This is a genomic window from Microbacterium sp. H37-C3, from assembly GCF_027157935.1.
GTDB lineage: Bacteria > Actinomycetota > Actinomycetes > Actinomycetales > Microbacteriaceae > Microbacterium > Microbacterium plantarum.
The window spans coordinates 74,738-98,279 of record NZ_JAPVLR010000001.1 but is presented as its reverse complement, the minus strand read 5'-3'; the positions used below and the strand labels follow the sequence as shown (position 1 = coordinate 98,279).

20 protein-coding genes and 1 tRNA gene are annotated in these 23,542 nt (G+C 69.8%); 8 read left to right on the top strand and 13 right to left on the bottom strand.

Translation table 11 applies throughout. The features are described 5' to 3' along the window. Window positions 1-256: 256 nt before the first annotated feature. Genes O1W71_RS00400 through O1W71_RS00390 form a run of 3 tightly spaced genes read right to left on the bottom strand, consistent with a single transcriptional unit; the run spans window position 257 to window position 3,485 of the window. A complete protein-coding gene (locus O1W71_RS00400) occupies window positions 257-1,270 on the bottom strand; it encodes a zinc-binding dehydrogenase (protein ID WP_269266093.1) in 1,014 nt (337 codons plus the stop codon). A 15-nt stretch (window positions 1,271-1,285) separates the two neighbouring features. Then, window positions 1,286-2,053 carry an SDR family oxidoreductase gene (locus O1W71_RS00395; RefSeq protein WP_269266092.1) on the bottom strand — a complete coding sequence of 256 codons (768 nt, stop codon included), beginning with the start codon at window positions 2,051-2,053 and terminating at the stop codon, window positions 1,286-1,288. Between the two features lie 43 nt (window positions 2,054-2,096). Next, complete coding sequence (locus tag O1W71_RS00390) at window positions 2,097-3,485, bottom strand: GntP family permease (RefSeq protein WP_269266091.1); 1,389 nt, start codon at window positions 3,483-3,485, stop codon at window positions 2,097-2,099. Window positions 3,486-3,648: 163 nt separating this feature from the next. On the opposite strand from O1W71_RS00390, the gene O1W71_RS00385 reads away from it, so the two are divergent. After that, entirely contained in the window at window positions 3,649-4,344 is a 696-nt protein-coding gene (locus O1W71_RS00385; RefSeq protein WP_269266090.1) for a FadR/GntR family transcriptional regulator, read from the top strand. On the opposite strand, the gene O1W71_RS00380 is transcribed toward O1W71_RS00385, so the two are convergent. Both O1W71_RS00380 and O1W71_RS00375 read right to left on the bottom strand, forming a co-directional pair. Further along, a complete protein-coding gene (locus O1W71_RS00380) occupies window positions 4,319-5,275 on the bottom strand; it encodes a phosphoglycerate dehydrogenase (RefSeq protein WP_269266089.1) in 957 nt (318 codons plus the stop codon). The two genes, O1W71_RS00385 and O1W71_RS00380, sit on opposite strands and share 26 nt — an antisense overlap. Before the next feature lie 8 nt (window positions 5,276-5,283). Continuing rightward, window positions 5,284-6,726: a gluconokinase gene (locus O1W71_RS00375; RefSeq protein WP_269266088.1), complete on the bottom strand. Its 1,443-nt coding sequence runs from the start codon at window positions 6,724-6,726 to the stop codon at window positions 5,284-5,286. A 96-nt stretch (window positions 6,727-6,822) separates the two neighbouring features. On the opposite strand from O1W71_RS00375, the gene eda reads away from it, so the two are divergent. Both eda and gndA read left to right on the top strand, forming a co-directional pair. Beyond that, window positions 6,823-7,485: a bifunctional 4-hydroxy-2-oxoglutarate aldolase/2-dehydro-3-deoxy-phosphogluconate aldolase gene (gene eda / locus O1W71_RS00370; RefSeq protein ID WP_269266087.1), complete on the top strand. Its 663-nt coding sequence runs from the start codon at window positions 6,823-6,825 to the stop codon at window positions 7,483-7,485. Window positions 7,486-7,554: 69 nt separating this feature from the next. Continuing rightward, window positions 7,555-9,147, top strand: a complete 1,593-nt coding sequence (gene gndA / locus O1W71_RS00365) for an NADP-dependent phosphogluconate dehydrogenase (protein WP_112618001.1) — start codon at window positions 7,555-7,557, stop codon at window positions 9,145-9,147. Between the two features lie 76 nt (window positions 9,148-9,223). Here the strand turns inward: gndA and O1W71_RS00360 are convergent, their stop codons facing one another. Further along, window positions 9,224-10,237, bottom strand: a complete 1,014-nt coding sequence (locus O1W71_RS00360; RefSeq protein WP_269266086.1) for a magnesium and cobalt transport protein CorA — start codon at window positions 10,235-10,237, stop codon at window positions 9,224-9,226. Between the two features lie 88 nt (window positions 10,238-10,325). On the opposite strand from O1W71_RS00360, the gene O1W71_RS00355 reads away from it, so the two are divergent. The 4 genes from O1W71_RS00355 (at window position 10,326) to O1W71_RS00340 (ending at window position 14,529) form a co-directional block, all read left to right on the top strand. Beyond that, the gene (locus O1W71_RS00355; RefSeq protein WP_112618000.1) at window positions 10,326-11,057 is read left to right on the top strand and encodes a response regulator transcription factor; all 732 of its coding nucleotides are present in this window, start codon (window positions 10,326-10,328) and stop codon (window positions 11,055-11,057) included. Then, window positions 11,054-12,637, top strand: a complete 1,584-nt coding sequence (locus O1W71_RS00350; RefSeq protein ID WP_331282635.1) for a sensor histidine kinase — start codon at window positions 11,054-11,056, stop codon at window positions 12,635-12,637. The genes O1W71_RS00355 and O1W71_RS00350 overlap by 4 nt, the downstream gene beginning before the upstream one ends. Then, entirely contained in the window at window positions 12,634-13,053 is a 420-nt protein-coding gene (locus tag O1W71_RS00345) for a hypothetical protein (protein ID WP_269266085.1), read from the top strand. The genes O1W71_RS00350 and O1W71_RS00345 overlap by 4 nt, the downstream gene beginning before the upstream one ends. 99 nt (window positions 13,054-13,152) lie before the next feature. Then, window positions 13,153-14,529: an HNH endonuclease signature motif containing protein gene (locus O1W71_RS00340; protein WP_269266084.1), complete on the top strand. Its 1,377-nt coding sequence runs from the start codon at window positions 13,153-13,155 to the stop codon at window positions 14,527-14,529. Between the two features lie 51 nt (window positions 14,530-14,580). Here O1W71_RS00340 and O1W71_RS00335 read toward each other — a convergent pair whose 3' ends face one another. From O1W71_RS00335 to O1W71_RS00305, 7 genes are all read right to left on the bottom strand, one after another. Next, window positions 14,581-16,128 carry an FAD-dependent oxidoreductase gene (locus O1W71_RS00335; RefSeq protein WP_112617998.1) on the bottom strand — a complete coding sequence of 516 codons (1,548 nt, stop codon included), beginning with the start codon at window positions 16,126-16,128 and terminating at the stop codon, window positions 14,581-14,583. After that, complete coding sequence (locus tag O1W71_RS00330; protein ID WP_269266083.1) at window positions 16,125-16,997, bottom strand: FAD:protein FMN transferase; 873 nt, start codon at window positions 16,995-16,997, stop codon at window positions 16,125-16,127. Before O1W71_RS00330 ends, O1W71_RS00335 begins: the two co-directional genes overlap by 4 nt. Continuing rightward, window positions 16,994-17,488, bottom strand: a complete 495-nt coding sequence (locus O1W71_RS00325) for an FMN-binding protein (RefSeq protein ID WP_269266082.1) — start codon at window positions 17,486-17,488, stop codon at window positions 16,994-16,996. Before O1W71_RS00325 ends, O1W71_RS00330 begins: the two co-directional genes overlap by 4 nt. Before the next feature lie 87 nt (window positions 17,489-17,575). Beyond that, on the bottom strand, window positions 17,576-20,284 hold the full coding sequence (locus O1W71_RS00320) for an HAD-IC family P-type ATPase (protein WP_269266081.1): 2,709 nt from the start codon (window positions 20,282-20,284) through the stop codon (window positions 17,576-17,578). Between the two features lie 78 nt (window positions 20,285-20,362). Further along, window positions 20,363-21,397, bottom strand: coding sequence for a ribose-phosphate diphosphokinase (locus O1W71_RS00315; RefSeq protein ID WP_269266080.1), 1,035 nt, complete (start codon window positions 21,395-21,397; stop codon window positions 20,363-20,365). After that, a complete protein-coding gene (glmU, locus tag O1W71_RS00310; protein WP_112617993.1) occupies window positions 21,372-22,844 on the bottom strand; it encodes a bifunctional UDP-N-acetylglucosamine diphosphorylase/glucosamine-1-phosphate N-acetyltransferase GlmU in 1,473 nt (490 codons plus the stop codon). Before glmU ends, O1W71_RS00315 begins: the two co-directional genes overlap by 26 nt. A 1-nt stretch (window position 22,845) precedes the next feature. Continuing rightward, window positions 22,846-22,917 (bottom strand) — tRNA-Gln (locus O1W71_RS00305). A gap of 99 nt (window positions 22,918-23,016) precedes the next feature. Between O1W71_RS00305 and O1W71_RS00300 the strand changes: the two genes are divergently transcribed. Beyond that, entirely contained in the window at window positions 23,017-23,535 is a 519-nt protein-coding gene (locus O1W71_RS00300; RefSeq protein ID WP_269266079.1) for a MarR family winged helix-turn-helix transcriptional regulator, read from the top strand. Window positions 23,536-23,542 lie beyond the last annotated feature (7 nt).

The window sequence follows — 23,542 nt, the reverse complement described above, 5'->3', positions numbered from 1 at the left end:
AACGCGAGCGCGTGGAGAGGAAACGTCCTGCACACACCCTCGTCGATCACGGATCCCGGTTCCCGCACAGCGGGCACGCGGCATCCCTCGCCGAAGTACACCCCTACTCTACCAGCGCTGGGTAGGGTGGGTGAGACGTCGTCTACGCCCGGAGGAAAAATGGAATACGGCTGGTTCTCTCACGTGCTTCTGTGGGTCATCGGAGCGATGACGCTCGGGTCGATCGTCTCCGTCAGCCTCGCGCTTTCGTGTCGGCTCAGCCGGGCCAGACCGCGACGACGACCTTGCCGGACGTCTCCGAGTCCTTCGCCGTCGCGAACGCCTCGACGATGTCGGCGGCGTCGACCACGTGGGTGATGACCTGCTCGATCTCGGGACGCTCGTCGAGGAGGCGCACCGCCTCGTCGATCTCGTCCTTGAAGCGGAACGTGCCGACGTAGACGACCTCCTTGGAGATGAAGGGCGCCAGGTTGACCGGTCGCGGCTCGTTGGGGACCATGCCCACCTGCACGACGCGCCCCGCCGGCCGCACCGCGCGCAACGCGGCGGACACCGACGCCGCGACGCCCGAGCACTCCAGCACGACGTCGTAGGCGTCGGCCGGCGGCTGCTCGCTCGTCACGTCGAACGTCGTCGTCGCACCGAGTCGTCGCGCGCGCTCGAGCGGGCCGGCGAGCACGTCCGTCGCATGCACCTCCCCCGCACCGGCGGCGATCGCGGCGGCCACCACCAGCAGCCCGATGGGTCCGGCGCCGGTCACGAGAACCCGCGCGCCCGCGATCTCGCCCGCCTTCCCCAGCCCGTGCAGGGCGACCGCAAGCGGCTCGGCCAGCACCGCCCGCCGGGTCGGCAGCGTCGACGGAAGCGGCCGCACCATGGCGCGGTCCGCGACGATGAGCTCGGCGAGGGCGCCCTGCGTGTGCGGCGTCGTCGAGGCGCTGCCGAGGTAGGCGCCACCCGGCCAGAGGTGCGGGTCGTCCGCGATCGCCGCCACCTTGCGACCGAAGGTGGCGGGGTGAAGCGTCACGGGCGTGCCGGGCTCCCACTGCCCCGTGGGGTCGAGATCGATGCGGCCGCTGAGCTCGTGCCCTGGGATCAGCGGCTCCTTCACGACGAAAGCCCCGTTGGCGCCCTCGTAGTAATAGTGGAGGTCCGACCCGCAGATGCCGACGAAGTCGACGCGGATGCGCACCTCTCCCTCGCCGGGTGCCGGCGCGGGGACGTCCGAGATCTCGATGTGCTGTTTTGCATGGATGTGCGCTGCGCGCATGGCGGTCCTTCCGGATCAGACGACGGCGGTCATGCCGCCGTCGACGAAGATGTTCTGCCCCGACACGAAGCTCGAGGCATCCGAGCAGAGGAAGAGCAGGGCCCCGTCGAGCTCGCTGAAGTCACCCCAGCGCTGTGCCGGGGTGCGCTGCGTGAGCCACGCGCTGAAATCGGCGTCGTCGACGAGGGCGCGGTTCATCTCGGTCGCGAAGTAGCCGGGCGACAGCGCGTTCACCTGCACGTTGTGCCGAGCGAGGTCGGCCGCCATCCCCTTCGTGAGCTGCGCTACCGCGCCCTTGGTCGCCGAGTACGGCGCGATCGTCTGGCGCGCCAGCGCCGACTGCACCGAGGCGATGTTGACGATCTTCCCCGACCCGCGCTCGACCATTCCCGGCGCCACGAAACGCGCGACGTAGAAGACGCCGTTGAGGTTGGCCGCGACGATCTCGTCCCAGTCGGACACCGAGAACTCCGCGAAGGGGGCGCGCCGCTGGATTCCCGCGTTGTTGACGAGGATGTCGGGCACCCCGACCTCGGTGACGATGGCCGCGACCCCCGCCTCGACGGCAGCGGCATCCGTGACGTCGAAGACCGCCGCCACCGGCTCGGGCGAGCCGGCCTCGGCGGCCTCACGCCGCGTGCGCTCGACCGCCTCGGCATCACGGCCGTGGACGACGACACGTGCGCCCGCCCGGGCCAGGGCGAGTGCGAGGGATCGCCCGAGCCCGCGCGACGAGCCCGTCACGAGGGCGACGCGGCCGGTCACATCGAACAGAGAGGACATCGGAACTCCTTGTCGTCCGGAAGGGAACAGTCGTCGGGTGGACTCAGATGAGGGACGCGAGCCCGAACAGACCGAGCACGAGCACGAACGCCAGCACCGACTCGATCGCCTGCTGCACGGTCCACGTCTTCAGGGTCGTCTTCACGTCCATGCCCATGAGGCGGCCCACGAGCCAGAAGCCCGAGTCGTTGACGTGTCCGGCGAACACCGAGCCGGCCGCGGTGGCCAGGACGATGGCGGCCACCTGGAGCGGGTTGAAGTCACCCGCAGCGACAGCCGGCGCCGCGAGGCCCGCTGCCGTCACCAGAGCGACGGTGGCCGCCCCCTGCGCGAGGCGGATGATGACGGCGATGACGTATGCGGCCACGATGATCGGCAGGCCGAGGTCGGACAGCGTGTCGGCGAGCGCGTCACCGATGCCCGAGGCGCGCAGGACGCCGCCGAACATGCCGCCGGCGCCGGTGATGAGGATGACCGAGGCGACAGGACCGAGAGCCGAGTCGACGACCTTCTCGAGCGCCGTGCCGTTCTCACCGCGGCGCGTGCCCAGCACGAAGGTCGCGACGATGACGGTGATGAGCAGAGCCACGAAGGAGTTGCCGAGGAGCACCAGCACCTGGACCCACAGGTCGTCCGTGGACACGGCGCCGGCGGAGGCGAGGGTCGTGAGCCCCGTGTTCATGAAGATGAGGAACATCGGCAGGAGCAGGAGCAGGACGATCGTCAGCGGACGCGGCGGGTTCGCCGGCTGGTCGTCATCCTTCTCGCCGAAGAGAGCCGGCACCGGCAGCGGGATACGCGCGGCGATGAACTTGCCCCACAGGTAACCGGAGACGTACCAGACGGGGAAGACGATGACGAGGCCGAGGAGCAGGACGAGGCCGAGGTTCGCCCCGTACGCCTCGGTCGCGGTGACGGGGCCGGGGTGCGGCGGCAGGAAGACGTGCATGACCGAGAACGCCGCAGCGGCGGGGATGCCGAACAGCAGGACGTTCGCCTTGGAGACGCGGCGGGCGATGGCGAAGATGATCGGGAGCATCATGACGAGCCCCGCATCGAAGAACATCGGGAAGCCGAGGATGAGCGACGCGATGCCGAGCGCGAACGGGGCGCGCTTCTCGCCGAAGATCTCGACGAACTTGTCAGCGAGCGCTTTGGCGCCGCCGGAGTGCTCGATGAGCCTGCCCAGCATCGCACCGAGGGCGACGAGGAGGGCGACGCCGGCGAGTGTCCCGCCGAAGCCATCGGTCAGGGTCTTCGCGATCGCTGAGACCGGCACCTGCGCGACGAACGCGGTGAGCAGCGAGACGATGATCAGCGTCAGGAAGGCGTGCACCTTGCAGACGATGATCAGGAACAGGATGAGGGCGATCGCGCCGACTGCGATGAGCAGCAGCGGTCCGGCACCCAGGGTCTGGGTCCAGTCTTCCATCGGTATCTCCGTTGATGTCGGGAAGCGGACGACCGGGGGCTGAGCCCCGCGGATCGTCCCGCGTTAGGATTCGAGCTGCCCCGTGCCACGGCAGCGGAGCAGAGCGATCCTCGCACAATGATCGTATTTTTTACAACCACTGATCGTATTTATCGGAGGCGTCATGGCGCAGGCATCCCACGGATCCGTGCTCGACGCGCTCGGCCTGCGCATCGCCTCGGGCGAACTCGCCCCCGGATCGGTGTGCACTCTGGCCGACCTCGAAGCCGAGTTCGGGGTCTCCCGCACCGTCATCCGCGAAGCGGTTCGGGTGCTGGAGGCGATGGGGATGCTCTCGTCGCGCCGGCGCGTCGGTCTCACCGTGACGCCGACGAACGAGTGGAGCGCGCTCGATACCCGCCTCATCGGCTGGCAGCTCGCATCACCGCGCCGCGACCACCAGATCGTCGTGGTGAACGAGCTGCGGTCCGCCGTCGAGCCGATCGCCGCGCGACTGGCCGCCCAGCGCGGCACCGACGTGCAGCGCTCGGAGCTCCTCGGCCTGGCGGCGCGTCTCGAGGAGCTCGGTCGCAGCGGCAAGGGCGCATCGCCGGAGTACCTCGAGGTCGACATCCAGTTCCACGACCTCATCCTCGACATGAGCGGCAACCTCATGCTCGCCGCGAACAAGGCGGCGATCGCCGCCGTCATCGCCGGGCGCTCCGACGTGGGACTCACTCCCGCGATCCCCTACGAAGCGGCGCTCGACAACCACGTGCGCACCGCCGCGGCGATCGCGCGCGGCGACGCCGACGGTGCGGAGCGCCACACCCGTGGCTACGTCGACGCGGTCCTCAGCGAGGTCCGGGCGCTGGTGTGACCAGGCCGTCGGGCTGCTCGCCGCGCAGCGCCGCCAGCAGCGCATCGATCGACTGATCCGTCATTCGCTGCACGGCACCACTCGTGTGCCCTCCCGCATGCGGCGTCGCCACCACGCCGGGATGCCCGACGAGCGGCGAACTGGACGGCGGCTCGGTCTCGTAGACATCCACGGCGACGCCGTGGAGGCGCCCCTCGTCGAGTGCGCGGCGCGCCGCGGCCTCGTCGAGCAGGCCGCCTCGCGCGGTGTTGACGACGATCGCTCCCGGCGGCAGCAGGGTCAGTCGACGCGCATCGAGCAGATGACGGGTCTCGGGCAGCAGCGGGACGTGCAGGCTCACCACATCGCTGCGGCGGCACAGCTCGTCGATGCCGACCCGCTCGACCCCGGCCTGCGCGAACGCCTCGTCGGGCAGCATCGGGTCGTACGCGATCGCCGTCATGCCGAGGCCCCGCGCACGCTCGGCGACCAGGCGGCCGATCGCCCCGAAGCCCACGACCCCGGCGGTGCCGCCCGTGAGTTCCTTGCCCTCGAGGCGCGGCCACTCCCCCGCACGCACCGCCTCGTCGAGCCGCGGGATGCCCCGCGCTGCGGCGAGCACGAGGCCGATCGCGAGCTCTGCGACCGCGATCGCGTTGGCGCCGGGCGTCCGCGTCACGACGACGCCCCGCGCCGCCGCGGCATCCAGGTCGACCCGGTCGACGCCCACGCCGTAGCGCGCGAGGACGCGCAGACGGGGCGCAGCCTCGAACACGGCGGCGTCATAGTCGTCGAGCCCGGCGATGATGCCGTCGACGTCGGCGACGAGCGGGACGAGCTCCGCCGCCGTGAGTGGCCGCCCGTGAGGATTGAGGATCACCTCGCCGACCTGCTCACGGAGGCGGCGCAGCGATGCGCCGTGCGGGTCGCGGCACAGAGACGTCGGCGTCACCAGGACCTTCATCGCGCCGCCTCGGACGATCCGGGCACAGTGCGCTGATACTGATCGAGGTACCGGGCGAACCCCTCGTCGTATCGATCTCGGTGCTGCTCACGAGGCGTGATCGTCCGCACCTCGACGTCATCGAAGGCCGGATGCCGCAGGTCGAGCCCGCTCGCGAGCATCCCCATCCGCACCGCACCGACGATCGAGGTGTGCTGCTGCGCCGAGACCTGCATCTCGACCCCGAACACGTCGGCCGTGAGCTGCGTCCAGAACGGCGACGACAGGACGCCGCCGGAGAGGACGATGCGACGAGGCGTCCCACCGAGGGCGGTGAGCTCCTTGTAGCAGTGGTAGAGCGAGTACACGATGCCCTCGAGCACCGACTGGTACATGTCCACGCGCGAGTGTGCCGGCGCGAGATCGACGAAGCCGCCGCGGCGCTGGTCCTGCCAGCCCGGGCTCCGCTCGCCGAACAGGAAGGGCAGGAAGACGGGCAGGTCGACCCGGTCGGTCGACAGCGACGGCTCGATGTCGAGGTAGTCGGTCGAAGCCCCGAACAGGCGGTCGCGCGCCCAGTCGACGCAGTTGCCGCATCCCGAGGTCGCTGCGCCGCTCAGCGCACCGAGCGGCGAGCGGTACGACCAGGTGCTCAGCGTGGGCGAGAACGCCGGATGACGCGACGCGACGCGGAGCGCGCCGCTCGTCCCCATCGAGAAGGTCATCTCGCCGGGCTCGGTCGCGAGGTCGCCGATCTGGTTCAAGCCGCCGTCCGGGCCGGGGGTGAGCACCGGGATGCCCGCGGCGAGTCCGAGGAGCACAGCGGCCTCGGCCGACAGGGGCGCCGTGGCAGTGGTCTCGTGCAGCTCGGGCAGCCGGACGCGACCGAGATCGAAGCGGTCGATGACCTCGCTGTCCCACGTCGCATCGGTGGCGGAGAGCAGCCCGCTGCCTGAGGCCAGGGAATCGTTCGTCCAGACCTCACCCGTCATCCGAGCGAAGATGAGGCTGGCCTGGTCGAGGGCCAGCAGCCCGTCGATGTCGAGCCCCTGCGCACGGAGGTGCTGAAGTTTGAACACGGGATAGATGGCATTGACCATGCAGCCCGTGCGCTCGTAGAACCACCACGTGAAGTCGTCGTCCGCACGGAGGGCGGCGCTGAGGTCCTGCGCGCCGGTGTAGGGCCACTCCATCACCGGGGTGACCGCCGAGAGGTCGTCGGAGCGAAGGGTGAGGCCGTGCCACGTGCCGCTCAGCACGATGAGGTCGATCCGCTGGCCGGCTGCGGCCTCGCGACCGAGGGCCATGAGCTGGATGTAGATCGCGTCGGCATCTCGGACGGCCGAATCGGGCCCATCGACTTCGAACCGGCGGCTGCGAACGGCGACCGCGCCGGTATCCGTGTCGAAGAGCATGGTCTTCGCCGAGGTGGTGCTGGCTTCGAGAGCGAGGATCTTCATAGGGGCCCATCGTCGGGTGTCCGGCGGGCAGCAGCGTCGCCGAGACCCAATGATATGATCATTCGGCCGACGATGGACACCCCGAGGAGAAACATCATGGTCGCTGTTCTCGATCAGATCGCCCGCCACCGCCTCGTTCCGGTCGTCGTGGCCGACACCGCCGACGAGGGCCTGTTCATCGCCGCTGCGCTCGCCGAGGGCGGGCTCCCGGTGGCCGAGATCACTTTCCGCACCCCCGCAGCACCGGCCGCCATCGAAGCCATCGCCGAACGAGGCGACGTGCTCGTCGGCGCGGGCACGATCGTCTCGCCCGCCCAGGTCGACACCGCCGTCGCCGCCGGTGCCCGCTTCCTCGTCTCCCCCGGCTTCCACCCCGCGGTCGCCGACCGCGCCGCCGACCTCGGGGTTCCCCTCATTCCCGGAGCCGTCAGCGCGAGCGAGATCATGGGGGCGCTCGCCGCCGGGATCACCACCGTCAAGTTCTTCCCCGCAGAGACCTCGGGCGGCCTCCCCGCCCTGCGTGCTCTCGCCGGCCCCTTCGGCGACCTGCGGTTCGTGCCGACCGGCGGCATCGACGCGACGAACCTCGACGCCTATCTCGCGCACCCGCAGGTGACCGCCGTCGGCGGTTCGTGGATGCTGCCGCGGACCGCCGTCCGAGCACGCGATGCCGCCGCCATCGTCCGCGCCGCATCCGACGCGGTCGCACGTGTCGACGCCTTGTCGCAAGCCGCTCCGGCCGGCCTGCCGAACGGATAAAGTGGCGAGAGAGCCGGGCTCTCTCGCAGCACCTGGCCACCCCACCCGCACGCGAACCTGGAGCTACGCATGGCGTCGACCCCCTCACCGACAGGACCCTCGACCGATCAGGATCAGGCGCCGCACGAAGCGGCCACGGTCCACGAGGGCGCCCCGCGTCCCGAGGAGGTCGACCGCCCGACCCCCGACGAGAGCAGCGCTCCCGCCGAGGCCGGGTCCGGCTCCGCGAACATCGGTGTGGTCGGACTCGCCGTCATGGGCTCGAACCTCGCCCGAAACCTCGCGAGCCGCGAAGGGAACACGGTCGCCGTGTTCAACCGGTCGCGTTCGAAGACCGACGAGCTCATCGAGACCCACCCCGAGGCAGGCTTCATCCCCGCCTTCTCGTACGAGGAGTTCGCGGCGAACCTGCAGAAGCCGCGCACCGCGATCATCATGGTCAAGGCCGGTCGCCCCACCGACGCCGTCATCGACGAGCTCATGCGGGTGTTCGAGCCGGGCGACATCATCGTCGACGGCGGCAACTCGCTGTTCACCGACACCATCCGTCGTGAGAAGGCGGTCCGCGAGGCCGGCTTCAACTTCGTCGGCATGGGCGTCTCCGGTGGTGAGGAGGGTGCCCTCCTCGGGCCCTCGCTCATGCCCGGAGGCCCCGACGAGTCGTGGGTGACCCTCGGCCCCATCCTGAAATCGATCGCCGCGGTCGCCGAGGGCGAGCCGTGCGTGACGCACGTCGGCCACGACGGCGCCGGCCACTTCGTGAAGATGGTGCACAACGGCATCGAGTACGCCGACATGCAGCTCATCGCCGAGGCCTACGACCTCATCCGCCGCGGCACCGGCAAATCGCCCGCCGAGATCGCCGACATCTTCGCCGAGTGGAACCGCGGCGAGCTCGAGTCGTACCTCATCGAGATCACCGCCGAGGTGCTGCGTCAGACGGATGCCGCCACCGGTCAGCCCCTGGTCGACGTGATCGTCGACCAGGCCGGTGCCAAGGGCACGGGCGCGTGGACCGTGCAGACCGCGCTCGACCTCGGCGTGCCCGTCTCGGGCATCGCGGAGGCCGTCTTCGCGCGTTCGCTGTCGAGCCACCGCGAGCAGCGCGACGTGTCCGGCTCGCTGCCCGGCCCTGACGACGCCTCGTTCACGGTCGAGGACGCCGACGCCTTCATCGAGCAGGTGCGCCTCGCGCTCTACGCCTCCAAGATCGTCGCCTACTCGCAGGGCTTCGACGAGATCCGTGCCGGCGCTGCCCAGTACGGCTGGAACATCGACCTCGGCGCGGTGTCGAAGATCTGGCGCGGCGGCTGCATCATCCGCGCGCAGTTCCTCAACCGTATCGCCGACGCGTACGCGACCGGCGACGAGCTCCCCGTCCTGCTGACCGCGCCGTACTTCGTCGAGGCGCTCGGCCGCGCCCAGGACGCGTGGCGCCACGTCGTGCAGGCCGCGGCCGGCGCCGGCATCCCCGCTCCCGCCTTCAGCTCGTCGCTGTCGTACTACGACGGCCTGCGTGCGGAGCGCCTGCCGGCAGCCCTCATCCAGGGCCAGCGCGACTTCTTCGGTGCGCACACCTACAAGCGCATCGACAAGGACGGCACCTTCCACACGCTGTGGTCGGGAGACCGTTCCGAGGTCGAGGCCGAAGACACGCACTGACCCCACTCCTGAGGTCACGAGGCCCCGTCGAGCATCTCCGCTCGGCGGGGCCTTCGCCGTACGCGACGACGAGACGTCAGAGCCAGTCGTTGCGCTTGAAGATCCCGTAGAGACCGGCGCTCAGGAGCACCATCAGCCCGAGCGCCATCGGGTAGCCCCACGGCTGGTCCAGCTCGGGCATGAATCTGAAGTTCATGCCATAAACGCTCGCGACGAACGTCGGGGCGAATCCGATCGCCGCCCACGACGAGATCTTCTTGACCTGTTCGTTCTGGCGCACCTGGACGACGGTGAGGTCGGCCATCTTCTCGTCCAGCCGCTGGTTGACGAGGGTCGCGTGGATCGTCAACGCGTCGTCGAGCGTGTGCCGCATCGACTGCACGCGCTCCGCCACGTACTGCGCGCGGCCGCGGACGTCGTCCCATCCGGCCGGTTCGGCGCCGGCCGCGGCATCCGTGAGGGTCGAAGCGAGCCGCGTCAGGACGTCCGGCAGTGGCGTCGTGGCGTGAGCGAGGTCGATCACCTCCCGCTGCAGGTCGAAGATGCGCCGCGACACTCCGGGGTCGTCGCCGAACAGCTGATCCTCGATCTCGTCGATGTCGTTCTCGACGCCGTCGAGCACGGCGCGGTAACCGGTCGTGACGAGTTCCGCGAGTACCCACATGACGGATGCCGGGCCGCGGCGGAGCAGGTCCGGGTGGCTGTCGAGACGACCCTGGAGCTCGCTGAGGTCGATGCGATCCGAGCGCGTCACGGTCACGATGAGGTGCGATGCGAGGAACACGTCGATCTCGTCGCAGCGGACCGTCTCGGAGGCATCGTCGTAATGCGCGGGCTGCAGCACTACGAAGGCGTGGTCGCCGTACCGCTCTAAGATCGACCGCTGATGCGGGCGGAGGGCTTCCTTGACGGCGATCGGGGGCAGGCCGAGTTCGGCCGCGCGGCTCTCGATCTGCGCGGCGTCGACGTCGATCAGCGCGACCCACGCGAAGCCGCCCCGCTCTCGTGCGAGCACCGCGGCGTCGCGCGGCGCGAGACCGTCGCCGATCCGCGACCCGTCGAGATACACCGCCGCCTCAACGTTCGTCATGACGTCACCGTATGCCACATCCCGACCTCACAGCGCGCACATAGCATCGTCCATAGCTTTTCCATAGCGAACGCCTCACAATGGGCTCATGACCACTCCCGCTCCCACGGCACTGCAGCGTCCCGACGGCTCCCCGCTGCGCATCCTCGTCGTCGACGACGAGCAGATGCTCACCGATCTGCTCTCGATGGCGCTGAAGATGGAGGGCTGGGAGGTCCGCTCCGCGGCATCCGGCTTCGAGGCGCTCTCGCTCGCCCGGGAGTTCGAGCCGGACGCCATGGTGCTCGACATCATGATGCCCGACCTCGACGGGATGTCGGTGCTGCAGCGCCTTCGCCAGTCCGGTGACGACGTTCCCGTGCTGTTCCTCACCGCGAAGGATTCTGTGGGCGACCGCGTCGCGGGGCTCACAGCGGGCGGCGACGATTACGTCACGAAGCCCTTCAGTCTCGAGGAGGTCGTCGCACGGCTGCGGGGCCTCATGCGGCGCGCCGGAACCGCGACCGCCGGTGGCGCCGACCCCGTGCTCCGCGTCGGCGACCTGACGCTCAACGAGGACTCGCACGAGATCGAACGCGGCGGGACGAGCATCGAGCTCACCGCCACCGAGTTCGAGCTCCTGCGCTACCTCATGCGAAACCAGCGCCGCGTGGTGTCGAAGGCCCAGATCCTCGACCGCGTGTGGAACTACGACTTCGGCGGGCGATCCTCGGTCGTCGAGCTCTACATCTCGTACCTGCGCAAGAAGATCGATGCGGGTCGCGAGCCGCTCATCCACACCGTCCGGGGTGTGGGCTACATGATCAAAGCTCCGCAGTGACGCCTTCTTCGGATGCCGCCGTCGGGCGTGGGTGCGCGGGCCGGCCGCCGGGCAAGCGCTGGACCTTGCAGACCCGGCTCATGCTCACCGTCGTCAGTATCGTGGCGCTGACCCTCGTCGCCAGTGCGGTCGGGCTCGCGACCACCATCGGGACCGTCCTCGTCACGACTGTCGACACGAACGCGAAATCTCTCACACGGAGCTTGAAGCTCTTCGACAGCAGCGGCTACGTCGTGCGTGTTCGTTCTGCGGAGGAGACGATCGCCGGCACCACGGGGCTCCCCTACGGTTACACGCTCCTCGTGCGCGACCCCCGCGGTGTGGTGACCGGGGCGACCTCCGACAGCGAGGAGGGCGTCCGGAGCCTCACTGCCGCCGAACTCGACGATCTGGCCGCGGCTGACGTTAGCGCCCCGGCGGCGACTGTAGAGATCGGTGACCTCGGCGCCTACCGAGTCGTACCGTTCGTCGCGGGAGACATCAGCGGACTCGGCGCTCTTCCACTCGCGCAGGTCGACAATACAGTCGCTACCGTCGTCACCACGATCACCATCGTCACCGTTGGCGGCCTGCTGCTGCTCAGCGCAGCGATCGCGGTTGTCATCCAGCGCTCGCTCCGGCCGTTGCGCGTTGTGGCTGACACGGCGACGAGGGTCGCGTCGCTCCCCCTCGCCCAGGGCGCTGTCTCCATCACCGAGCGCGTGCCCGCAGAGGAGACCGACGACCACGATGAGATCGGCCGCGTGGGCGCAGCTCTCAACACGCTGCTCGACCATGTCGACGCATCCCTCATCGCACGTCAGCGCAACGAGGAGCGCATGCGGTCGTTCGTCGCCGACGCGAGCCACGAGCTGCGAACTCCGCTCGCGTCGATCCGCGGATACTCGGAGCTCTCGTTGCGCGCGATGCGCCAGGGCATGCCCGGGGTCGAAGAGACGACGACGGCCGCCCTCGAGCGCATCCAGGCGCAGTCACTCCGCATGACCAGCCTCGTCGAGGATCTGCTGCTGCTCGCGCGACTCGATGAAGGCCAGGAACTCGTCTACGGCACCGTCGACCTGACCGCGCTTGCGGTCGACGCGGTCGCCGATGCGCAGGCCGCGGGTCAGGATCACGAGTGGCGACTGGACGTGGGGGACGAGCCGGTCATCGTGGCGGCGGATGCCACTCGCGTCACGCAGGTCGTCGCGAACCTCTTGGCGAACGCCCGCGTGCACACCCCTGCGGGCACCACCGTCACCACCTCGGTCCGCGTTGCTGACGGCACCGCGATCCTGTCGGTGCACGACGACGGCCCGGGTATCGACCCCGCGGTGGCGGACGAGATCTTCGAACGCTTCTCACGCGGTGATCGCTCCCGCGCGCGTCAGACCGGCGGCACGGGGCTGGGTCTGTCGATCGCACGCGCGATCGTCGCCGCGCACGGAGGCTCGCTCACCGTAGAGAGCGAGCCCGGCTCGACCACCTTCGAACTGCGCCTCACCGCGCGGCCGGCCGCCCCGGCGGCGGGCGAGCCCTCGGATGCCGACATGAGCCCGACCGCGACCGAACAGGCGGGCGGAACCGAGGACTCGCTATGACGATCGGGCAGCCCTGGATCGTCGCGGTCCGCCGCGGGCGGGTGCAGCCGTCCAGCTCATGGATCTACGTCTGGGTCGACGCGGCGACAGGCGACATCGCCTACGTCGGCGCGACACCGTACGACCCAGCGCTCCGCACTCACCTGCACCTCGAGAGCGACGATGCGCAGCTGGGCCGAGTACGAGCGACCGTAAACGGATATGCGGAGCGCGACTTCGACGTTCTCGCTTTCGAGCTCACCGCCGACATCGAACGCGCTGAAGCGAAGGACCTCCTGAAGCGCCGTCTCCGCGGGGATGCCAGCCCGTCGCCGACGGATGCATCGACGGCGCTGTGGCGCGCGGTGGATGACATCGTACGTGCTGTCGAACACCGTTGTTCCGAGATCGACGGGCGCGGTCGGGCGGGCGGCTGAGCCGGTCGGCGATTCCTCCCCAGGGGTGGGGTCTGACGGGTTTTGCAGTTCGTAGCTACGTTCGATGTGAATGTCTGACCCCGCTGACACAATGGGAACATGTCAGCGAACAGGGGTTGCGGCTCGGACGAGATCGAGGTCTCGCCGCACGGCCCCGCGATCGCGGCTTACGGCGAGGCGCTCGCGCTGGTGCATGACGCGGATGTCGCTTCGGTGCGGGCTCTGGCCGAGCTGGGCCGGTCCGCGTTGCGTGAGGCGCGTCGTGACGGGGTTCGTGGGATGGCGTCGGACATGGAGCTGCGGTCGGTCGCGGCCGAAGCCGCGGGGCTTGCCCGGCGGACCGACCGGCGCCTGCAGGCCGACATCGACCATGCGCTGACGGTCGTCGACGATTACCCGACCGTGTTCTCGGCGTGGGAGGAGCGGCGGATCACCCGCGACCACGTCGACGCGGTCGTCACAGCGGGGACCGGGCTGCCCGATGAGGTGCGGGGCGAGTTCGAGGTCGCGGCGATCGCGGTGTGCGAGCGCGACATCGCCACCCGGGTGAAACCGGCCCTGCGGTCCCTGGCTGAGAGGCTGCACGAGCGCACGTTCACCGACCGGCACCGCGAAGCCGCCGCCGGACGGTGCGTGCGGGTCGCACACGGGGCGGATGGGATGTCGGATGTCACCGCGACAGTCCCGACAGTGATCGCGGTAGGGATGCTCGACCGGCTCACGCAGATGGGACAGTCCGTCAAGGACGCCCGGACCGCGGATGCGGCTGCGGGTGCGGGGGCGGATGCCGCCGGGGCGGGCGAGCCCGCCGATACGCGAACGATGGATCAGCTGCGGGCCGACATCCTGGGCGACCTGGTGCTCGGCGGGGCGCCGGTCGTTGACCCGACGTACGGGACGGACCGGGCCGGTGGGCTCGGGGCGATCCGGGCACGTGTTCAGGTGGCGGTTACCGCCGAGACGTTGATGGGGCGTGACGAGAACCCCGCCGAAGTCGTCGGGGGTGCGCTGATCGATGCTGATACGGCACGCGAGCTCGCCGGGCAGGTGTCCGAGTGGGACCGGCTGTTCATCGACCCCGTCACCCGGACGCCGGTTGAGATCGACATGTACCGGCCGACCGCGTCGATGAAGAAGCTCCTGATGGCCCGGGACCAGCACTGCCGATTCCCGGGATGCCGCCGAGCCGCGATCCGCTGCGAACTCGACCACACGATCGATTACGCCCTCGGCGGGCACACCCACATCTTCAACCTCGCCCACCTCTGCCAACGACACCACTCGATGAAGCAATTCACGAAGTGGAAAGTCAGGCAGGTCGGCGGCGGGGTCCTCGAATGGACCTCACCTCTCGGCCGGGTCTACCGCGAAGACGTTCCCATACCCGCGGTGTGCTTCACCATCGACACCTCCGGCCCACCGCGATCTCGCGTCGGAACCGGCGGGCCGCCGCCGGATCTCGCTCCACCCTTCTAATGCGTCGCGACCCTTCTGATGCGTCGCGCGATCTCGACACGCACTGCGAATTCAGTATCCGGCGAAGGCGTCCGTGGTGAGCGACCGCGCTTTCGAGAGCGCCGGGGCGAGGTCGGCGATGAGCCGCGGCGGTCCCGAGATGAACGCGTGCCGTTCGGTGAGGTCCGGCACGAGCGTGGCGAGAGATGCCGCGGTCAGCCGCGCCCCGCCCGTCCACGTCCAGTGGTCGGGCAGGTTCCGAGGCTCGTCTCGCGTCACGACCATCACCGGGATCTCCGCAGCGATGATGTCATCGCGGAAGGCCAGCTCGTCGGCATCCGATGCCACGTAGACCATGACGACATCCCGCCGCTCCCCCGCCAGACGCATCTCGCGCAACTGCGACACGAACGGGGTCACCCCGATGCCGGCCGCGACGAGCAGCACCTTGGCATCGGTCCGTGCGGGCAGCACGAAATCGCCCCACACGCCGGTGACGGGCAGATCGCGACCGGGCTCGACCAGCGCGAGCGCCTTCTTATAGCTCGACTGCGAACCCTCGCGGATAGCGATCCGCACCTCCGGCAGCTCCGCGGGCGCCGAGACGATCGAGAACTCGCGTCGAGTCCCCCGCGCATCGGGGCGACGGTGCGGCACTTCGAGCTCGAGGTATTGACCCGGGCGGAATCGGAAACCCCGGTGCGCCCGAAAGGTCAGCTCGCGAACGGACGGAGTCAGGGCTGTGCGCTCGACGAAGGTCAGCCGCACCGCGGCGCGGTACGCGAAGAAGAACGCCAGCAGGTTGCCGATCAGCAGCGCACGCTCCTGCCCGAGGCTCACGTCGCCGACGAGGATCGGCCATCCCGCGAGAGCCCCCACGAGAGCCGCGACCGCGTACTGCTGCCGCCGACGCGGCGGCAGGGTCAGCGGCTCCGACAGCATGAACGCGCCGAGGAACAGGAACGGCGACGACCACAGCACCTGCCCGATGACGGACGCGTCGACGGGGAGCGACACCTGCGCGTACTGCACGAACGTCCGCACGAGCGCGACGGCCACCGCGACGATGAGGAAGACCGCGACCACCCGCACCTTCTCCGTGCGCACGAGCACCAGCCCGCCGAGCACGATGACCGGCACGGCCAGCACAGGCGAACCCACCCACCATGCGGATGCGCCGAGATCGGGGAACGGGATGCTGAGCACCGTCAGCACGGTCGCGCCCGCCGCCGCGGGGTTGAAGATGTGCCGCCCGCGCCAGGCCAGCAGGTACTTCGAGGCCGAGGCCACCGCTCCCGCGACGGCGAGCCCCAGAAGTCCGACCGGCTCGAGCGTCGGGCGCAGGACGAACAACAGGATGAGCGCGGTGATGAGCGCCGACTCGATGCGCCAGGTGCGACCGAGCATCCGCTGCGCAACGGCATCGACCGCGATGATCGCGACGGCCAGCACGATGAGCGACACCGGCAGCGCGAGCGGGTCGCCGGCGATCTGACCCACGAGGGTGAGCACGAAAGCGATCACCGCCAGCGCGGAGAGTGCGACGAGGACGAACCGGTACATCGACACCCGCCCGAGCGCGCCGACGGTCCGATTCCGAAAGGCTGTCAGGGACGTCATACGAACAACTCCGCTTCGCAGTGAGGTGACCATTCGACGGAACCGTCGGTGCGCATCCGCACCCACGATGCCCCCTGCGCCTGCGCGAACCGCGGGCCGCCGTCGAAGAAAAGGGCGGTGGCGACGGCATCCGCCGTCATCGCATCGGCAGCGACCGCCCAGGTCGCCGCGTACTCCCGCACCGGCTCGCCGGTACGAGCGTCCAGCACGTGGTGCAGCCCGTCGCCCCACGCGCGGCGGTTGGTCGCCGACGCGCATAGCGCCCCGGCATCCAGCGTCCAGACACCCAGCGCTCGCGACGGATCGTAGGGATGCTCGAGCGCGACGCGCTGCCGCACCCCGTCGACCGCCAGGTCGCCGCTCGCGTCGACGACGAGCCACCCCGTCGTCCGCCGCCGCAGTTCTGCGCGGACGAGATCGACCAGGCGCCCCTTGCCGAGGGCGCCGACATCGATCGTGGCGGGGCTGTGCAGGGTGAGGCTGCCGCCGGAGAGCTCGACGACCTCGCGCCACCGCTCCGGCGCGGCCGACGCGCCGCCGTCTCGCATCGAGTACGAGGCATCGTAGCCGCGTCGGGCGACCGCGTCACCGACGAGCGGGTTGACGGAGCCGTCCGTGGCATCCGCCAGCTCGTCGTACAGCCCGAGCATGGCCTCAGCATCTCGCGGCGCCGCTACCGTCCCACCCGTCGCGAGCCGACTCACGGTCGAGTCCGCGCGGAACCGCGACCAGTCCCGGTCGAACGCGTCGACCAGCGCCAGGACGGCCGCACGATCGGCGTCTCGCACCGGCGCCTCGCTGTCGATGCGCCACGCCGTGCCGATGGCGTCGAAGTCCCACCGGCCGGGCGCGACAGGCGCGGGGATCATGCCGCTGCGTCGGTACGGATCTCCTCGACAGCGGCGTTGAAGCCACCGCTCGTGAGCGATGAGCCAGCAACACGGTCGACCTTCACCTCGTCGAGGTTCTTGCCGACGACAGCATCCGAGATGCCGCCGATGAACTGCGACTGGTACTGCTCGCTCTCGCGGCGGGTCGGCTCGCCCGTGACCTCGACCGCGGTCACGGCATCAGACGCGATCGTGAGCTCGACGGTGATCGTCTCGGGCCCCTCGGGCGTCTGGTAGGTGCCTTCGGCCGTGTAGGTGCCGTCAGTGTACGTGCCGCCCGTCGCGCCCGTCCCGCCGGACGAGCCGGTCGATCCGGTCGCCGGTGTCGCGTCCGCGGACGGGTTCGAGCCGGAAACAGGCTGCTCGGCATCGGCCTGTCCGGCGCAGCCCGCGAGAAGAGCGAGGCCGGCGACGGATGCCGCCGCGGCGGTGACGCGAAGCGAACGGGGTACGGCAGTGGCGCGGATCATGGCGGGTCCTCCTGTGTCGTGCCCCTCCGGGGGGAGGTGGGCTGATCTCACGCTAGCGGCCGATCTCATGGCTCCCCTCTGCGATTCCTATGCGTTTGCATCGAGTTGCTCGCGCGACCGGCGCAGGGCCTTCAGCCCCTCCACCGCGAGGAAGATCGCGATGGCGAACCCGAGCGGCAGCAGCCAGTCCTGCACCGCGAGCGGGCGCGAATCGAACAGCGCGTTCATGAACGGCACGTAGGTGTAGATGAGCTGCAGCACGATCAGGGCCGCAGCCGACCACCAGATCACCCGGTTCCCGCGCAGCACGTCGGCGGTCAGGCTCGACCGGGTGAGGAACCGGCAGTTCAGGAGGAACGCCAGCTGCCCGAGCGCCAGCACGGACACTGACACCGTGCGTGCGACCTCGAGGTCTGCGCCCGTCGCCCGGCTGATCGCGAAGGCGGCGAGCGTCGCTCCCCCGATCAGCACCGATACGACCAGGACGAACATCAGCTCGCGCAGCGAGATGATCGATCCTCCGCTCGCTCGTGGCGCACGGGACATGATCCCTGGCTCCGCCGGTTCGTACGCCAGCGCGAGCGACAGCGTCACGGCGGTCACCATGTTGACCCACAGCACCTGCACCGGCGAGAGGGGAAGAGCGAGCCCGAACATTACCGCGACGAGGATGACGAGCGACTGCGCGCCGTTGGTGGGAAGCAGGAAGACGATCGACTTCCGCAGGTTGTCGTAGATCCGCCGCCCCTCGCGGATGGCCGAGCGGATCGTGGCGAAGTTGTCATCGGCCAGTACGATCTCGGCTGCTTCCTTGGTCGCCTCTGTGCCCTTGATGCCCATCGCGACCCCGACATCGGCTCGCGTCAGCGCCGGAGCGTCGTTGACGCCGTCTCCCGTCATCGCGACGACTTCACCATGCGACTGGAGTGCGCGAACGATGCGGATCTTGTGCTCGGGACTCGTGCGCGCGTAGACGTCGACGTCGCGGACGACATCCTTCAGCTTCTCCTGGCTGAGCGACTCGAGCTCGCTGCCGGTCAGGACACGAGGCGCATGGTCCGAGACCAATCCCATCTCGCGGCCGATCGCCACCGCCGTCCCCGCGTGGTCGCCCGTGATCATCTTCACGCGGATGCCGGCATGATGGCAGTCGGCGATGGCCTCGATGGCCTCGGGACGCGGCGGATCGACGATGCCCCAGAGCCCGAGGAACTCGAGCTCGTCGACGTCGTCGATGGCGACCTCGTCGAGCCGCGAGGGCTTGCGCGCTGCAGCGAGCACACGCAGACCCTCCGCGCTCAGCTCGGCGACAGCGGCTTCCCAGAAGTCGCGGTCGAGCTCATCCGACCCCGCTGCCCCGCGCTGGCGCGTCGAACGATCGAGCAGTCGGTCGGGCGCCCCCTTGACGAGCAGCGCGCGCGAGCCGTCCGCGCCCTCGTTCAGCGTCGCCATGAACTTGTTCGCCGAGTCGAACGGCAACACGTCGATGCGCTTGACCCCCTCGGCATCGCCGACGCGTCCACCCTTCATCGCCACGACGCGCAGCGCGCCCTCGGTCGGCTCGCCGACCAGCTTCCAGCCGTCGTCATCCGCCACCACATCGGCGTCGTTGCACAGATCGGCGACCGCCAGCAGGGCAGCGAGGTCGGTGCCCGAGACGCCGCCGCCGTCGGCCCGCGTGATCTCCCCCGCGGGCTCGTAACCGAGACCCGAGACCTCGTAACGAGCGATCGGGGTGATGATGCGGCGAACCGTCATCTCGTTCTTCGTCAGGGTGCCCGTCTTGTCCGAGCACACGGTCGTCACCGAACCCAGCGTCTCGACGGCGGGCAGCTTGCGCGTGATGGCCCGACGGCGGGCCATCTGCTGGACGCCGATCGCCAGCGTGATCGTCACGAGCGCCGGAAGGCCCTCGGGAATCGCCGCCACCGCGAAGCCGATGGTCGCCGACACGAGCTCACCGAACGGCATCCCGTGCGCGAACCGGCCGATGAGCATCATGGCCGCGGCCATCCCGAGAATGACCAGGGTCAGGATCCTGCCGAAGGCGTCGAGCTGCTTGGTCAGGGGCGTGGCGAGCGAACCCGCTCCCCCGACGAGCTCCTGGATCCTGCCGATCTCGGTGCGTGCGCCGGTGCCCGTGACGATGCCGCGCCCCTGACCCGCAGCCACGATGGTGCCCGAAAACGCCATCGACGCGCGGTCGCCGACGCCGGCATCCGCATCGACAGGGTCGGTCTGCTTCGACGCGGGCACCGACTCTCCGGTCAGCGCCGCCTCGTCGACGCGCAGCTGGCTTGCCTGCAGGAGCCGGATGTCGGCGGGCACCTTGTCGCCCGGCGAGAGGCGCACCACATCGCCCGGCACGAGGTCAGCGGCGGCGACGCGGCGCCAGGCCCCGTCCCGACGCACGCTCGCCTCCGACGACAGCATCCCGCGGATGCCCGCGAGAGCCTTCTCGGCGCGTCCTTCCTGGACGAACCCGATCACCGCGTTGATGATCGCGACAGCAAGGATGACCCACACGTCGAGCCAGTCGCCCATGACGGCCTTGATCGCCGCGGCGGCCAGCAGGATGTAGATCAGCGTGTCGTTGAAGTGCGACAGGAACCGCAGCCACGCGGGCGTGCGCTTCGCCTCGGGCAGGAGATTGGGCCCGACCCTCGCCAAGCGCCTCGCCGCCTCGTCCGCGCTCAGTCCGTCGGTGCCGGTGCCGAGCGCCGCAGCGACCTCGTCTCCGGCGTGGGCGTATGGGTGAGGCGACTCGAGGTCCGCCTCGGAGACAGGGGCAGCCATGCGGCCGATCCTACGGCGTGCGGCCTCGCGAAACACCGGAGCCCGCCGCGCAAGGCCCGAAGCCGGGCGCGACGGGAATCAGGCGGCGCCGTCGAACATGCTCGTGACGGAGCCGTCCTCGAAGACCTCCTTGATCGCGCGCGCCAGGAGCGGGGCGATCGGGAGGATCGTGAGGCCGGGGAAGCGCTTGTCGTCACCGAGCGGGATCGTGTCGGTGACGACGACCTCGTCGATCGCGGCATCCTGCAGACGCTCGACCGCGGGGTGACTGAAGACGGCGTGCGTCGCCGCGACGATGACGCGCTCGGCGCCGTTGTTCTTCAGGGCCTGCGCGGCCTTGACGATCGTGCCACCCGTGTCGATCATGTCGTCGACCAGCAGGCAGACACGACCCCGGACATCACCGACGATCTCGTTGACGGTGACCTGGTTGGCGACGTTCGGGTCGCGCCGTTTGTGGATGATCGCGAGCGGAGCGCCGAGGCTGTCGGACCAGGTGTCGGCGACGCGGACGCGGCCGGTGTCCGGCGACACGACGGTGAGCTTCTCGCGGTCCTCCGGGCTGAGCGTGCGCTCGAAGTGCTCGAGCAGGACCGGCTTGGCGAACAGGTGGTCGACGGGACCGTCGAAGAACCCCTGGATCTGCGCGGCGTGAAGGTCCACGCTCATCACGCGGTCGGCACCGGCCGTCTTGAACAGATCGGCGACGAGACGCGCGCTGATGGGCTCGCGGCCGCGACCCTTCTTGTCCTGCCGCGAGTAGGGGTAGTACGGCGCGACGACGGTGATGCGCTTGGCGGACGCGCGCTTGGCGGCATCCAGCATGATCAGCGTCTCCATGAGCCACTCGTTGACCGGCGGTCCGAACGATTGCACCAGGAAGAAGTCGCATCCGCGGATCGACACCTCGAAGCGGGTGAGGATCTCGCCCGATGCGAAGGTGCGGTGCTCGGTCGGGACGAGCTCCGTGCCGAGCTGCGTTGCTACATCGGCCGACAGCGCGAGGTGCGAGCCACCGGATGCCACGACGAGACGCTTCTTGGTCTTGGCGACCAGTCCCGGGGCGATGCCCCGCGAGACGTCGAGGTCAACCGTGTTCTTCTTGCGAGCCATCGTCCGCTTCCTGTGAAGACCGCACGCGTGCCGCTGCTGCGGCGGCTGCAGTACCGGGTCTGTTCTTCTCGACCCACCCTGCGACATTGCGCTGGGGGGCGACGCTGAGCGCGAGAGCACCGGCCGGGACGTCCTTGCGGATGACCGCTCCGGCGCCCGTCTTGGCGCCCTCACCGATCTTAACCGGCGCGACGAAGACGTTGTGCGAGCCGGCGTGGACCTCGTCGCCGATCACGGTGCGGTGCTTGGCGAGGTCGTCGTAGTTCGCGGTGATGGCACCCGCCCCCAGGTTCACGCCGCGGCCGATCTCGGCGTCGCCGACGTACGACAGGTGCGGGACCTTGCTGCCTTCCCCGATGACGGCGTTCTTCGTCTCGACGAACGTGCCGATCTTGCCGCGCTCGCCGAGCTGCGTGCCCGGCCGGATGTACGAGAAGGGCCCCACGGTCGCGTCGGCCCCGATGACGGCGAGGGTCGCGTCGCTCCGGGTGACGGTCGCGCCCGCGCCGACCTCGCAGTCCGAGAGGGTGGTGTCGGGCCCGATCGTCGCACCCTCCGCGATCACCGTGGCACGCAGGATGTGCGTGTTCGGCAGAACGGTCACGTCGGGGGCCAGCGTCGCCGTGACGTCGATCCACGTCGTGGCGGGGTCCTGCACGGTCACCCCCTCGAGCTGCCAGCGGCGCACGGTGCGGGCGTTGAGCAGGCGCCCGGCCTCGGCCAGCTGCACCCGGTCGTTGACGCCGACGATGAGATTCGCGTCCGCGACGAGCTGCGCGGCGACCGCGAGCGCGTCGTTGCGGAGCATGCCGACGACATCGGTGAGGTACTTCTCGGCCTGCACGTTGGCGATGCTGATGCGGCCGAGCCGCTCGCGCAACGGCGCTGCCTGGAAGACGTAGACCCCGGCGTTGACCTCGTCGACGGCGCGCTCGGCATCCGACGCGTCCTTGTGCTCGACGATGCGGTCGACGCTGCCCGCGGTGTCACGGATGACGCGACCGTAACCGGTCGGGTCGCTCAGGCGTGCGCTCAGCATCGTGGCGGCGGCGCCCGATGCACGATGGGTGCGCAGCATCTCGCCGAGCGTCGCGTCATCGAGAAGGGGGACGTCCGCGCTGAGCACGAGCACGTCACCGTCGAAGTCCGGCAGCTGGTCGAGAGCGACCTCGACGGCCCGGCCGGTGCCGGGGATCTCGTCCTGGTCGACGACGACGACCTCGGGCGAGACGCCGAGCACGGCCTCGGCGACGCGATCGCGCTCGTGCCGGACGACGACGAGCACGTGAGCGGGTGCGAGGTCGCGCGCCGTGTCGAGCACATGGCCGACGAGGGGGCGACCGCCGATGCGGTGCAGCACCTTCGGGAGGGAGGACTTCATCCGCGTTCCCTGCCCCGCGGCGAGGATCACGACAGCGAGACGGGGGTCGAGTGGGGTGTCGCTCATGCTCCGCCGCCAGGACTCGAACCTAGACCTCACAGCTCCAAAGGCTGTCGTGCTGCCATTACACCACGGCGGAACGCCGCACGCAGGTGCAGCCCGACAAGTCTGCCAGAGCGCGCGGGGTCGCGTCTGCGCCGCGGCTGAGTCCCGCCCCGCGGGTCGGGATAATGGTGCCATGGCACACGAGACCGACGAGGTGGACCGCATCGTCGGTGCGTGGTCGTTGCAGCGCCCCGACCTCGACTTCTCCCCCCTCGAGGTGCTCTCGCGCGTCGACCGGCTATCGCGTCACCTCGACCGGGCGCGCCGCGAGGCGTTTCGCCGCAGCGATCTCGAGCCGTGGGAGTGGGACGTGCTCTCGGCCCTGCGCCGTGCGGGCGAGCCCTACCAGCTGAGCCCGAAGCAACTGCTGCAGCAGACCCTCGTCTCGAGCGGCACGATGACCAACCGCATCGACCGACTCGTCGCACGCCGGCTCGTCCGGCGCGAGGCCGATCCGGGTGATGGACGCAGCGTCCTGGTGACCCTCACCGACGACGGACGCATCCGCGTGGATGCGGCCATCACGCGTCTCGTCGACGCGGAAGCCGTGCTTCTGTCGGGCCTGTCGAAGGGCGACCGAGACCGCCTGGCGTCGCTGCTGCGCAAGCTGTCGCTGGGGTTCGACGGCTCTCCCCCGCCGGCGTCCCCCTGACGCATCC